Here is a 14,278-nt window from a genome sequence, read left to right as displayed (position 1 = left end):
CTCCAATTGTTAGTTGTGTCTAACAATTGGGGTGCAGTTCACGTAGAGGAGATCGACTTTTCAGGTTGGAATTCTCTTAGCGTGTAAAGTTTCTGAAATGGGTGGTATAGCAATGTTGCTACTGTTCGTAAAAGTACGACAAGAAAAAGCCCTTAATAGAAGAAAAAAGGGCTTTTTCGTATTTTATTTCCTATAAGTTGCTAATGTTAACTGAATTAAATCATATCTAAATGAGTTATTTCCCAATGTTTATTCTTAATAATTTGCTCTAAATTCTCTTTATCTCTTTTTATAAAATAATTGATAATTTCTTTATGATCTTCATTCATTTGCTCTAATACGGTAAAAAGCTTTTCTTCATTATTACTTAAATAAATTTGTCTAACAAAACTATTTTGTAAAGAATCAAGAAGATCGATTAATGTAGGATTATTGCATTTATCAATATATACTTTATGGAATTGATTTTGGTATTTTTGATAATCTAAGTAGTTTTTTGTTGAAATTGAATATTCAATTTTCTTAACCAAATCTTCCATAGTTTCAATATCACTTTCTGTAATATGCTCTAAAGATAATGAGGCTGCTAAAGAATCCAATACACTAACAATTCGAAAAACATCTAGCTTTTTTTTGGTATCAATTTCTTTTACAATAAATCCTTTTCTAGGAAGATACTCGAGCAAATTGTCTGAAGCTAGTTGTATCAAAGCTTCCCTTACAGGAGTTCTACTTACTCCTAATTTTTCGCATAATACCGATTCATTTATCTTATGCTTAGGAAGTAAAGTTCCGTTCTGAATTCTTTCAGTTATATAATCATATACGAGATCTTTTAATGATTGATATCTATTTTTGATAGTGTTTCCTCCTAAGCCAAAAAATAAATTATATATAGTATACAATATATAAATAGAAATTCTTGTCTTTTATATTAGCACCATCTTTTAAAGACTTCAATATCTCTATTATTTATTATTATATTCAAGATATAAACCGACTCCTACTTCCATTTTTATATATGAAATGTTGTTTTTAGTTATTCAAGTTGATATAGCATATAGCCTTAGAAATAAGGCCGTTTAAAGAATTATTAAGAATAAAATAATAAAGCATTGAAAAATAGATAAGTTAATTGTATAATTCGATATGTAAAATATTTTCTGATTATTCTGTACTATATACAATATACAATATAAAGTATATTTTTTGCATTTGTTTTAAGTTTTTTAAACTATTTGTATTAGATACTTTAATGTTAAGAAATAAACCAAAGTAAACATTAGGTAAAAACTGTAATGTAGAAGGGGGATTTTTTTGGAGTATAAAATATACAATATATTATATACAAAATAAAATTAGAGAGGTGAGAAAAATATGAGTGAGAATAACTTTAAAGATGTGCAAGATGGAACAAAAGCGGTATGGGCAGGAGAAAAAGAATCTCTTGCTTATAATGCAACCCAAGTTCCTGTAGTTCTTAGTGTAGCCTACAATTACGATGACGTAGACGAATGGCAAGAGGTTGCCCTTGGAAATAAACCTGGTTATACCTATAATCGAATGGCAAATCCAACTGTTCAAGCTCTGGAAGAAAAAGTAAGGATACTCGAGGGGGCAGAGAAAGCTGTAGGTTTTTCATCAGGAATGGCTGCTATTAGTAGTACATTATATACATTTCTAAGACCAGGAGATAGGGTTGTATCAGTTAAAGATACTTATGGAGGAACCAATAAAATTTTTACTGAATTCTTGCCCAATCTTGATGTGGATGTGACATTATGTAATACCGGAAACCATAAGGAAATTGAAGCTGAAGTGGTAAAAGGGTGTAAAGTGCTATATTTAGAGTCTCCTACTAACCCTACTATGAAAGTTACTGATATTGAGAGGATAGCAAGAGTCGGAAAATCAGTGGGTGCATTAGTTATCATAGATAATACGTTTGCTACTCCAATTAATCAAAATCCTATTCAATTAGGAGTTGATATTGTAATCCATAGTGCAACTAAATTCTTAAGTGGACATGCAGATGCATTAGGTGGCATAGTATGTGGCTCTGAAAACTTAATGAAAAAAGTCTATCATTATCGTGAAATTAATGGAGCAACTATGGACCCATGGTCAGCCTACCTTATTTTAAGAGGGATGAAAACGTTAAAGCTTCGTGTACGGCAACAAGAAAAAAGTGCAATGGAAATTGCAAAGTATCTTCAAAAGAATAAGCTTGTTGACGCAGTTTATTACCCGGGATTGGAAGCGCATTCACATCATGATATCGCAAAGAAACAAATGAGAGGGTTCGGTGGGATATTAAGTTTTGTATTAAAAGATGAAATGAAGGCAATCAAAATTTTATTATCAAAATTAAAATATGCAAACAAAGCTGGAAACCTTGGAGCCGTTGAAACTATATATGGGCCTGCAAGAACGACTAGCCATGTTGAATGTACTATTGAAGAGCGTAAAGCCCTTGGTATACCAGAAGGTTTAGTTCGTATCTCTGTAGGTATCGAAGATACAGAAGATCTTATAGCAGATTTAGAGCAAGCTTTTTCTTACTTAGAATCCAATTACCCTGTTAGCTGAAGTTGAAAGCATAAAATATTACTAATGGAAGAGGTATTGAAATATGACACATAAGATAGCATTACTTGGATTTGGTGTAGTTGGTCAAGGGTTAGCTGAAATTTTACAAGATAAAAGTGAGTCACTACGTAGTGGGTTTAACTTTGATGCAAAAATCGTTGCTATTTCTGATGTTATGAAAGGTTCCATTTATGATCCCAAGGGGTTGGATCTTTCTTTAGCGTTACAAGCTGTAAAGGAAACAGGAAAATTAGATAGTTACCCTGAGACTCCTAGCTTGGAAAGAGGGTGGGATAGTTTTCAAACAATACGTGAGAGTAATGCAGACACTGTTGTTGAAATTACCTTTACTGATGTAAAAACAGGACAACCTGCCATTGATCATTGTAAAGCAGCATTTGAAAGCAAAAAGAACGTAGTAATGAGTAATAAAGGTCCGGTTTCTCTGGCTTATCAAGAGTTAGCTGAATTAGCAAAAAAAAATGATGTTCGTTGGGGCTTTGAAGGAACAGTTATGAGTGGAACCCCAGCATTAAGAATGCCACTGAGTTCATTGGCAGGGAATAGCATTTTTGAAATACGAGGGATTTTGAATGGAACAACTAATTATATCCTAACTAAAATGGAAGAAGGATTGAGTTATCAAGATGCATTGTCAGAGGCACAAGCTCTTGGTTATGCAGAGGCAGATCCTATTAGCGACGTTGAGGGATATGATGCTCAATATAAAGCTACCATTCTTGCTAACATTGTAATGGGTATTCCAATGAAACGAGAAGAAGTAGAATGTGAAGGGATTAGTCATCTTACAGACAAGGACATTGAGTGGGCAAAATCAGAAGGTAAGAGATGGAAGTTAATTGCTAAATGTATAAAGGATGGTGATAAAGTCATTGCAAAGGTAGGACCTGAAGCTATCCCTCTTACAGATCCTCTAGCTGGAGTTTTAGGTGCACAAAATGCTATTACTTATGATTGTGATTTAGCTGGCCCAATTACCTTAATTGGAGCGGGAGCTGGACGTAAAGAAACAGGATTCTCGATTCTTATTGATTTAATCAACATTAACCGTGATCAATTATAATTATAATTCGTTTCATTCTTAAAGCTATTAGTTAAAAATTACTTATCATGAGGTGATTTTGTATGATGTTTACTGACAATTTAATAAATAAAAATAAGATGTTTCTTGCTGGGGAATGGGTATCTCGTGATAAAAGCATTGAAGTCTTGGATCCACAGGATCATAGTTTAATCACAACGGTTCCTGCTGCTAATGAAAGAGACGTCATTTATACTATTGAAGAAGCAAAAAAAGGAGTAAAAATAGCAGCAGATATGTCAACACATGAAAGAATTGCTATTCTTCATCGTGCCGCGGACTGGATCTTTGAAAATAAGGAAAGATATGCAACTACTATTGCTCGTGAGGGAAGTAAAACAATTAAAGAAGCAAGAAAAGAAGTACTACGTTGTATTGAAACACTTCGTATAAGTGCTGAAGAAGCAAGGAGAATTAATGGAGAAACCATTTCGTTTGATCAAATGCCAGGAAGCGAAGATCGCATAGGTTACTATTATCGTTTTCCTATTGGAATTATTGTAGCTATAACACCTTTTAACGATCCCTTAAATCTTGTTGCACATAAAGTGGGTCCTGCTATTGCTGCTGGGAACGCTATTATTGTAAAACCAGCAACTGTAACACCATTAAGTGCTCTCTTATTGGCAGAAGCTTTTGAAAAAGCCGGTTTGCCACCGAAAGTTTTATCCGTCATTACCGGTTATCCTAGTGACATGGGAGATAGTCTAATTACTCATTCAGCTATACGAATGATTTCTTTTACAGGAGGACTTGCCACTGGCAAAGCAATTATTCAAAAAGCAGGCTTGAAAAAGATATGTATGGAGCTTGGATCAAACTCACCAGTTATTGTATTGAAAGATGCTGATTTAGAAGAAGCTGTGAAATCAACTGTTTCTGGAGCCTTTTGGGCAGCAGGACAAAATTGCTTAGGGGTACAGAGAATATATGTTCAAGAAGGTATTTATCATGACTTTATTGGTAAATTTATTGATCGTACTCAACAATATCGAGTAGGCGATAAATTATTAGAAGAAACAGATATGGGACCAATGATCTCCGAAAAAGAAGCAAAACGTGTTGAAAGTTGGGTAAATGAAGCTGTTGAGAAAGGTGCAAAGTTGCTTTGTGGTGGAAAACGTGAAGGAACTTTTTATCAACCTACTGTTTTAGTTAATGTACCAGAAGATTGTAAATTGGCAACTGAAGAGGTTTTTGGCCCAGTTGTTACCATTTATAATGTTCCTGATCTTGATACAGCTATTTCAAAATCTAATAGTGTAGATTTCGGATTGCAAGCAGGTATATTCACTCGTGATTTAGATAAGGCATTGAGAGCCATACGTAAACTTGATGTAGGTGGAGTTATGGTAAATGATAGCTCAGATTATCGCATTGATGCGATGCCTTTCGGAGGTGTAAAAAGTTCTGGTTTAGGTCGTGAAGGAATTAAGTTTGCACTTCAAGAAATGACTGAACCAAAGGTTGTTTGTTTTAAAGTTAATAATAAAACAATATGATAACATAAGGGCTGACCTGTGCAGGTCAGTCTGTAAGTTAAATATTCTGATTTTTCTGTAAGAATATAAACTTTGTATATTGTTGTCTATTAAAATAAGTACTTGCAGAGAGTAAATAACGAGGAGGAGACTAGATGCCTAACACAAATAATACCAATGAAAACCAGTTGAAACGTTCAATGAAAAGTAGGCATTTGTTCATGATTTCGCTAGGTGGTGTAATTGGAACGGGTCTTTTTCTGAGCAGTGGATATACAATTAGCCAAGCTGGACCAGGAGGTACTATTCTCGCTTACTTAGTAGGCGGATTAATCATGTACCTTGTCATGTTATGCCTGGGCGAACTAACTGTTGCTATGCCAGTAACAGGTTCATTTCAAACTTACGCTACCAAATATATCGGTCCTGCTACTGGATTTACTATTGGTTTAATGTACTGGCTTACTTGGGTGGTAACGGTAGGTTCCGAATTTACTGCCTCTGGACTATTAATGCAGAGGTGGTTTCCTCACACTTCTGTTTGGCTGTGGAGCGCCGTCTTTGCGATTCTAATATTTTTACTTAATTCCTTTTCAGTAAAAATATTTGCAGAAACCGAATTTTGGTTTTCAGGTATCAAAATAATTACTATTATCTTATTTATTGCGCTTGGAGGATCTGCAATGCTTGGATTTATTCCAATGGATGATAGAGCCTCTGCCCCCATGCTTTCTAATTTCACTGTAGATGGAGGTCTTTTCCCAAATGGTCTGCTTCCAGTTTTTATGGCTATGATTTCTGTTAATTTTGCCTTTTCAGGAACAGAACTTATTGGCATTGCTGCTGGAGAAAGTGAAAATCCAGAAAAAGACGTTCCTAGATCTATTAGAAATGTAATTTGGCGAACAATGTTTTTCTTTGTTGGTGCAATTTTTGTGTTATCAGGGTTAATCTCTTGGAAAGAAGCAGGAGTCATTGAAAGTCCATTTGTGATGGTTTTTGACAACATCGGAATTTCTTATGCAGCTGATATTATGAACTTTGTTATTATTACAGCTTTACTCTCAGTAGCAAACTCTGGTCTATATGCATCTACTCGTATGTTATGGTCTCTTTCAAATGAAAAAATGATAAGTTCATTTTTTGGAAAGGTAACGTCAAATGGAGTACCATTGCATGCTTTAGCTGTAAGTATGGCAGTAGCTTGTTTATCTCTATTATCTAGTGTATTTGCACCTGATACAGTTTATGTAGTACTTGTGGCTATATCAGGATTTGCAGTAGTTGTAGTTTGGATAGGGATTGTTTTATCACAATATAAGTTCCGTAAACATTTTTTGAAAATGGGTGGAGATATTAAAAATTTAAAATTCCGTACACCACTTTATCCTTTTGTACCCATTGCTGCTTGTGTTTTGTGTCTTGCTTCTTGTATAGGTCTTGCTTTTGATGCGAGCCAAAGAATTGCTCTGTATTGTGGAGTACCTTTTATTATTTTATGCTATCTCTTCTACTATATGAAAAATCGAGGAAATAAGAATCAGATAAATTCTTATAATGAAACGGATGATTATGTTAGGAGTATTAAGTAAAGAGATTTTCTGTAAAAAATGAGAAGGCTTACAAAATCTTTGGTTTATCGATTTTTACGTACTAATTTAAATAATAAATCAAAGAATTACCACTGATTTTTGACAGACTTCTTCTACTTATATATATGAGAAGCTGTTCTTTTTCAGTGTGCCTAGCATGTGCATCAAAAAAGGGTACCGATGGTTGATAGACATAAATTTGGAGAATGATAAAGTTAGTCACTCCTTCCTAATCAATTCATATACATCACTCCCATAACATTCAATATAAAAGTAGCTTCAACCTTAACTTAATCCCATTGGTAAAAGTACACTTTTGTAAAAAGAAAAGCCCATAGAGTCTTGTTTTAACGTTCGTTAAAGTTTTAAAATACTTTACGAACGTTCTTTATTTAACATACACTTTTACGCACGTTTTTGATGGAATAAGAGAGATAAAAGTAGAATAGGAGTGAAAAATGGATAATCGGATACATAAGAGTTAGCAGCAAAAATCAAAAATGAAGGAAGACAACTTCAGGCCATGAAAAAGAAAAGGGGCTTGATGAACGAGATATCTTTATGGATAAACAAAGTGGGGAGAATTTTGACCGAGAAGAATATCAACTATTAAAACGGATGATCCGGAAAGGTGATGTCCTGTATATTCATTCACTCGATCGTTTTGGACGAAACAAAGAAGAAATTCTACAAGAATGGAATGACATCACGAAAAATATACAAGTAGATATCGTTATTATGGATATGCCTTTGTTGGAAACAACTTTATTTCAGGATAGTTTAGGGACTTTCATTGCAGATCTAGTTTTACAGATTCTTTTTGGATGGCAGAAGAGGAACGGGACCGTATTAGAAAACGTCAGCGAGAAGGGGTAGATGAGCTTTGCAAAACGGTGTGCCCTTCGGCCGACCGAAAGCTCAAATAACTGAAGAGTTTATAGAAGTTTATAATCTTTGGAAAGCAGGAGAGAAGACAGCCGTTAAAGCCATGGCGGAATTAGGCGTTAAAAAGACGACTTTTTTCAGTTGGTTAAGGATTATGAAAAAGACTTTAATAAGATACTATATATAGAAGAAACTCGTCCAAATTAATTTGACAAGAGGTCTAGAAATTTATTTTTACTAGTCTTTCTTTTCAAGAAAACTGATTTTTTGTATTTTTAGATTTATATATTTTTAATTAAATCCGGTATAGATAAATCTCTAATATTTGAATTGAATTAGAATATATTAATGTATCTATATCATTTTCCATTTGATACTAGAGCTTTTTGGACTTTAACTATCAGTTCATCTAATGACGGACCAAATTCTAAGGTAAACCTATCAGTGAATTCAATCATGTTAACTTTATTCTTTAGTTTGTCTATGAATTTCTTTAAGCACTTATCTTTGGACGGAAGTGTTTCATTTATCTCCATATGGGTTAAAAAGGATGTTGTTCCTATTTTCTCATTTGGAAAATGAGCGGATAATCTAAATTGAATTTTAGGGTCTTGGTTTTCATGGAAATGATCCATCATTTGTAACACTGGCTTATAAATACAACTTAAAGTGAAGTTTTCAATTGTTTCATGATATTTACATTGTATTGCCGGAGTTTGTAATTCTGACTTAACTTCAATATCTTCAATAATTCCCTCAATAGCTATTTCAGAGTCTTCAGTATCCTCTAACAATCCTAGAGAAATATATGAGTCGACAAAATGGACGGATTTCAGTTTGAAAATTTTCTGGGTCCACTTTTCGAATCTCACGGATATAGTGCAGTGGTCACACAGGGTACTGGTGATTTCGGTACGGACCTAACCTTACGTCGAAAAGGAAAGAAGATAGCTGTTCAGGCAAAACGCTATATATTTTACACCAGCTGCAGTTAAACTGGAGGATGCAAACAATATTCGATTAATTAATCGTGATGAATTAACCTTTATGATTGCTAAAGCAAGAAAAAAGGGAAAAGAATAAGATGTTTTAGATATTTTGTGATTTTATTCTAAATAGGTGATACTGATGTGTTAGTTTACATTATACTGATTATTGATTCACAATAAAAAGCTCCTTTATTTGTTTATTTTCGAATAAAATACTAGTGTTTTTATGAGTCAAGTTCATCTTAAATCTGGATTTTTTATGTTTATGGTTATCAAAATTGCTTCTTTTAATGTACTTCTATGGAAATTGCATTGCAGTTTTTTCACCCGATGTTAACCCATCACTTATCTGTTTTGCCACTCTTATTGCGAGAGCACTATGGAAAAATGCACCTGGTCAGTTAAGTTTGTTATTATTCTTTTTATCGTTCGCAATTATTTTGTTCATGTCAGGTAGTTCAGATATTATTGCTGAACTGTTGAAATTGAATGAATAGAAAGGCTAAAAGTACTTTATTTGAAAGTCGGAGCTGTCTTTATGGCAGTTCTTTCTTTATTTATCAATAGGAATTTTCTAAGATGTAGTTGGTCTTCTTATCAATCATTGATAAGGGTGAGTATTCCCAACTAGATTTAGGTTTTTTTAATAAATAAAGATGGTTTTATAAAAGTAATTACGATTGAGGATGTTTATAACTGGCGAGTAGGTTTTGGAAAAAAATACAGCCGGTATGAGAATTTTCAGTTTCAACTACCCGATGTTGTTGCTGATAACACTTCTGCATCAAGGGTCAATTGGGGGAGCCAATTATTCTGCCCTAAAGATTTTGCAGTTTATTTATTTTGGGGTATCGATGGCCTTAAATAGAGAGGTAAGAGCGCACGGGGAAATTTCAGCGGTTTTGGGAACCCAGCAAATTCTGTTACGATGCCAGCCAGGAGTTAGGTTTTGAATCAATACTGCCTATCCTCAACCTTTAATTTAACAGAACAATAAAAAATAATAAAAAACATCATCAAAATACAAACTAAGTAAAAAAGGGAGCAGTATTTATGACACAAACAAAATTTGATTCAAAAGTTCTTTCTGTTCTGGAAAACAAAATTCAATTAATTAAAACGGATAAGAGCGCAATTTATTTAGTTGGGCCTATTCGATTGCCCGTTAATTTATCTGGTGAGACAGTGGTTTTCCAATGGTATTGTTGGTTGAATTGTGACGAAGTAACAGAAAATTATGAGAGAATAATTGAAAAATTATCTTCTGCCAACTTAGCTGAACTGCAGCAATCAAGTGTTTTAGTATATGGTGACTTTTCGTATGGGGATGATGCCATTATCAGAATGCATTCCATTTGTCATACTGGCGATATATTTGGCAGTAAGCGATGTGATTGTGGATATCAATTGAAACACTCCATGAAAATGATTGTGGAGCATGGAACAGGTGCTTTGTTTTATTTAGCTAACCATGAAGGAAGAGGAATCGGGTTATTTAGTAAGGCAATGGCTTATATTCTTCAGGAAAATGGCTACGATACGGTTGATGCCAATGAAAAACTAGGGTTTGTTGATGATTCCAGAAATTATGGTGATGCAATTAAAGTACTGAAAGCACTAAGATCTGAACCGGTTACACTCATGACCAATAACCCCAAAAAGCTAGAAGCATTGAAAAATGCTGGTTTGAAGGTGTCAGGCAGACAGCCGTTATGGGGGGATATTTCAGAATTTAACGAGAACTATCTTCAGACAAAAATAAAACGTTCCGGTCACTTAGAGGAAGAGGGGACTTGTCCAAATGACTAATGATGAATTTTATATGGATGTAGCTTTAAAAAATGCGCGAGCAATGAAAGGCCAAGATACTTCAAGACGTCGGGATAGAAGTCGTGATCGGGATCGGTATGGAGAAATCTCAACAAATGAATGAAGTATTTAATAAGTTTATTGTTCAAAAAAAGCCATTTGTAACATTAAAATCCGGAATAACTTTAGATGGAAGAATAGCCACTCATTCTTCTGATAGCAAATGGATTACTTCTGAACAAGCAAGGAAGGACGTCCAACAACTTAGAAATGAACATATGGCTATACTCGTTGGGGTTGTTACCGTGATTAAAGATAATCCAGAACTGACAACCCGAATTCCTAATGGACGTAATCCTATTCGAGTGGTGATGGATTCTTCCTTAAAAATACCTTTGGATTCAAAGCTAATTACAGATAAACAAGCTGAAACATGGATTTTCACCAGCCTGAACTATAACCAAGAAAAGAAAGCAGCACTAGAGTCTTTAGGAATCAAGATTTTTCATACGAATGGAGCGAACCAAGTAAACCCAAACGAAGTTGTAACCATACTAGGTGAGAACCTTGTCTCTTCTTTATTAATTGAAGGGGGAGGGGACATTAATGCTGCATTTTTTGAAAGTCAATTGATTGATAAAGCCGTGCTCTATATTGCTCCTAAATTAATTGGCGGGCAGCAAGCCCCGACCTTCCTAGAAGGAACGGGAATTAAAAAAATGGGAGAGGCAGTAGAGTTAACAGATGTAACTGTTGAAAGTGTGGGGAAAGATTTCAAGTTTGTTGGTTACCCGGTCTATTCTAAAAAGTAGATAAATGTAATAGCGATAACCTTGCTACATAAATAAAAATAAGGGATTTATAAATGAGATTAAGGCCGAGAAATACATCCGCTATTTAATATACTTATTCAAAGAAAACTAGGCAGCTTGCCGCTGGTCCAAAAACGACAGCTGGCTGTTTAAAAGGTATTCTTGATTCACGTCAACGAGAATGAATCGTGCATCTGCAATTACATAAGCCAGGGGTGTGCAAGCTTGCATAATGTTCCTTTAGGCAGCCATTCCAAAAAAATAAAAATATATCTAACGTAAACTTATTTGTAACGTGTTTCTTCTATATACACTCTCCAAATACATCAGATTTCCACATATGAATCGCATAGCTCTTTTTTTCCAATACTTTCCCCAAATAAATTTCCGTGTCGAAGGTTGTTCATGGCTAAGACTGACTCAATAATTTGAAAGATATCAACTCCATTTAAGTGGGAGATGATGACAAAGGCATGTCTAATTGTATAGAGACTTATAAAAGAGGGGGAGGACAAAATTGAGGGTTCAAGAAGTAATCATCGAAGGCAATAAAAAACGGTATATGTTATTAAATAAAGAAGGTCGTCCGATATTACCAGTATTAAAATACCTTGAGTCTTTGGATACTGTAAAAAAAGCTACAACACTCAAAAAACATATTGCTATGCTTTGAAACACTATTTCGAGTTCTGCAAGGAATAGAAAAGGAATACATAAATGTACGATTTGAGGACTTAGTGGAATTTGTGTCATGGTTAAGAAATCAATAGCGAACAACGAAAGTAAGTACCATTGAGCTGGAATCATCCATTAGAACTGAAAAAACAGTCAATCAAGTTAATTATCACTAATCTCCTTAAGCAAAAACTGAAGCTAATAAAAGAATATAAACTTACTAAGGGAATACTTTAAATTGGCATATGTTTTGTACATAAATATTTACAATGTAGTTAAGGGACTATAATAAAGAGTCTATTGCCCTTTTGGGCATGTACTAACGGACAGTTAATAAAAGAATTGAATAGTATAAAATGGTAGTAAGGTGGTGGAGGGTAGATGGAGAAATTAAATTTAAATAAAACGCTATATCATGAACCAACCGAAAAACCAAAAGAAGAAATAATATTTTCGCAAATGCCTATTTTTTTTTGGATTATCTTTGTATATATAGGAGCATTAGTACTGCAAAATATACAACAACCCTTATTTTTACCTAGTTTGTTTTTTAGTTTCATTTTAATAGTACATGCCTTATTATATTTATTCTCCCGTGTATTTTATAAAAGTAATATTTGGTTTTACTTTGTTATACAGGACTGTGTATTGTTTGCTTCTGCTTTAATATTGCCTAAAGGGTCTCCCGTTGTATTAATTGGTTTACTGCCAGTTTTAATAGCACAAAGCATTGTTATTCTTAAAAATAATATTAAAGTTACAATTTTCTTTATATTATCTTATGGTTTATATTGTATTGCTATTGTTATGAATTATGGGGCGAGTGAGCTTCCTATTTTTATTTCCATATTTTTCGTCATTTTAGTTATAATCATATTCTATACGATTATTTATAACAGACAAGTTAGTGCAAGATTGCGTATGGAGTTTTATTTACAACAGTTAGAACTGGCATACCAAAAAGTTGAGGAACTAACTTTATTGAATGAAAGACAACGAATGGCTAGAGACTTACACGACACACTAGCTCAAGGTCTAGCGGGACTGATTATGCAATTAGAAGCTGTTAACGTTCATATAAGAAATGGGAATATTACTAGATCGAATGAAATTATTTTTAGATCAATGCAACAGGCAAGAGATACATTAAAGGATGCTAGAACAGTAATTGATAATTTAAGAACTGAGTCATTAGATGAAATTGATTTCCATTCCGCAGTGTTAGATGAAATAAGAAAATTTGAAGAAGTAACAGCTATCTATGTAGAACATAAAATAAATCCAGTTCATTCTTTGTCTAATTTATCAATGGAATATGGAACATATATACTCCGTGAATCCCTAACAAATATAGCGAAGCATTCAGAAGCAAATAAGGTACGAATAAAGATTGAACAAAAAGATGGGCAGTTATATATGGAAATTTCCGATAACGGAATTGGTTTTGATACAAAAAATATTGGAAAACAAACAGGTAAATATGGCCTTATAGGCTTGCAGGAACGAGTAAGTTTAGTAGGAGGTAAATTATTAATTGAAAGTACTCAAGGAAAAGGCACAAAATTAAATATAACAGTTCCTATTGAGTAGGGGAGGTAAATACTTTTGAAATATAAAGTTTTGATAGTAGATGATCATTTAGTCGTTAGGGAAGGGATCAAATTAATCTTAGAGACCAATGATTTGTTTCAAGTGACAGGTGAAGCAAATAATGGAAAAGTTGCTTTGGAAATGATTGATGTTACAAAACCAGATATTATTTTATTGGATTTAAATATGCCCGTAATGAGTGGATTAGATACATTAAAAATAATGAATAAACAAGGTATTACTATACCGGTTATTATTTTAACAACATATAATGAAGATGAATTAATGGTGACAGGAATAAAGTTAGGAGCCAAGGGTTTCTTATTAAAAGATACAAGCAGAGAAAACCTATTTAGAACGTTAGAATCTGCAATTAGAGGAGAAACTCTATTACAGCCTGAATTCATGGAAAAACTTTTAAAATTCAAGGAAAAGAAATCTAATAATTATACTAATACTAAAAATGCTCCTTTAACAGAGAAAGAAATTTTAATATTACAGGCAGTTGCTAAAGGTTTTAAAAGCAGGGAAATTGCTTTTGATATGGGGATTGCTGAACGTACTGTTAAAGCGCACTTAACTAATATTTACAATAAACTTGGTGTTAACTCTAGAGCAGAAGCTGTTGCTATTGCAATTGATCATGGCTTATTCCGTTTAGTATAAATAAATTGCCCGATCGTACATATGGAGCTTGCCCATATGTACGATTCTTTTTTTTATTTAGTCCATTATTATTAGAATGTAAAGAAAT

General features: G+C 33.6%; 11 protein-coding genes and 2 pseudogenes. 11 read left to right on the top strand and 2 right to left on the bottom strand.

What is annotated here, in order from left to right; genetic code table 11:
* Positions 1-215: 215 nt before the first annotated feature.
* Positions 216-905, bottom strand: coding sequence for a GntR family transcriptional regulator (locus NYE63_RS16310; RefSeq protein WP_342601901.1), 690 nt, complete (start codon positions 903-905; stop codon positions 216-218).
* A gap of 472 nt (positions 906-1,377) precedes the next feature.
* On the opposite strand from NYE63_RS16310, the gene NYE63_RS16305 reads away from it, so the two are divergent.
* From NYE63_RS16305 to NYE63_RS16285, 5 genes and pseudogenes are all read left to right on the top strand, one after another.
* Complete coding sequence (locus NYE63_RS16305) at positions 1,378-2,589, top strand: cystathionine gamma-synthase family protein (RefSeq protein WP_342601900.1); 1,212 nt, start codon at positions 1,378-1,380, stop codon at positions 2,587-2,589.
* Between the two features lie 43 nt (positions 2,590-2,632).
* Positions 2,633-3,673, top strand: coding sequence for a homoserine dehydrogenase (locus NYE63_RS16300; RefSeq protein ID WP_342601899.1), 1,041 nt, complete (start codon positions 2,633-2,635; stop codon positions 3,671-3,673).
* Positions 3,674-3,735: 62 nt separating this feature from the next.
* Positions 3,736-5,193 carry an aldehyde dehydrogenase family protein gene (locus NYE63_RS16295; protein ID WP_342601898.1) on the top strand — a complete coding sequence of 486 codons (1,458 nt, stop codon included), beginning with the start codon at positions 3,736-3,738 and terminating at the stop codon, positions 5,191-5,193.
* Between the two features lie 134 nt (positions 5,194-5,327).
* Positions 5,328-6,764, top strand: a complete 1,437-nt coding sequence (locus NYE63_RS16290) for an amino acid permease (RefSeq protein ID WP_342601897.1) — start codon at positions 5,328-5,330, stop codon at positions 6,762-6,764.
* A gap of 462 nt (positions 6,765-7,226) precedes the next feature.
* Positions 7,227-7,836 (top strand): annotated as a pseudogene (locus tag NYE63_RS16285) (recombinase family protein).
* Between the two features lie 172 nt (positions 7,837-8,008).
* On the opposite strand, the gene NYE63_RS16280 reads toward NYE63_RS16285, so the two are convergent.
* The gene (locus tag NYE63_RS16280; RefSeq protein ID WP_342601896.1) at positions 8,009-8,443 is read right to left on the bottom strand and encodes a hypothetical protein; all 435 of its coding nucleotides are present in this window, start codon (positions 8,441-8,443) and stop codon (positions 8,009-8,011) included.
* Positions 8,444-8,470: 27 nt separating this feature from the next.
* On the opposite strand from NYE63_RS16280, the gene NYE63_RS16275 reads away from it, so the two are divergent.
* From NYE63_RS16275 to NYE63_RS16250, 6 genes and pseudogenes are all read left to right on the top strand, one after another.
* Complete coding sequence (locus NYE63_RS16275) at positions 8,471-8,644, top strand: restriction endonuclease (RefSeq protein ID WP_342601895.1); 174 nt, start codon at positions 8,471-8,473, stop codon at positions 8,642-8,644.
* A 1,047-nt stretch (positions 8,645-9,691) separates the two neighbouring features.
* A complete protein-coding gene (locus NYE63_RS16270) occupies positions 9,692-10,447 on the top strand; it encodes a GTP cyclohydrolase II (RefSeq protein WP_342601894.1) in 756 nt (251 codons plus the stop codon).
* 53 nt (positions 10,448-10,500) lie between these two features.
* Positions 10,501-11,259: pseudogene (gene ribD, locus NYE63_RS16265) on the top strand (bifunctional diaminohydroxyphosphoribosylaminopyrimidine deaminase/5-amino-6-(5-phosphoribosylamino)uracil reductase RibD); the annotation flags it as partial.
* A gap of 517 nt (positions 11,260-11,776) precedes the next feature.
* On the top strand, positions 11,777-11,932 hold the full coding sequence (locus NYE63_RS16260) for a transposase (protein WP_342601893.1): 156 nt from the start codon (positions 11,777-11,779) through the stop codon (positions 11,930-11,932).
* A 383-nt stretch (positions 11,933-12,315) separates the two neighbouring features.
* On the top strand, positions 12,316-13,524 hold the full coding sequence (locus NYE63_RS16255) for a sensor histidine kinase (RefSeq protein WP_342601892.1): 1,209 nt from the start codon (positions 12,316-12,318) through the stop codon (positions 13,522-13,524).
* 15 nt (positions 13,525-13,539) lie between these two features.
* Positions 13,540-14,190, top strand: coding sequence for a response regulator transcription factor (locus tag NYE63_RS16250; protein ID WP_342601891.1), 651 nt, complete (start codon positions 13,540-13,542; stop codon positions 14,188-14,190).
* The last annotated feature ends 88 nt before the right edge of the window (positions 14,191-14,278 follow it).

This window comes from Peribacillus sp. FSL E2-0159, from assembly GCF_038643155.1.
Taxonomy (GTDB): domain Bacteria; phylum Bacillota; class Bacilli; order Bacillales; family DSM-1321; genus Peribacillus; species Peribacillus simplex.
The sequence above is the reverse complement of the archived record's forward strand: the minus strand, read 5'-3'. Positions and strand labels throughout refer to the sequence as shown.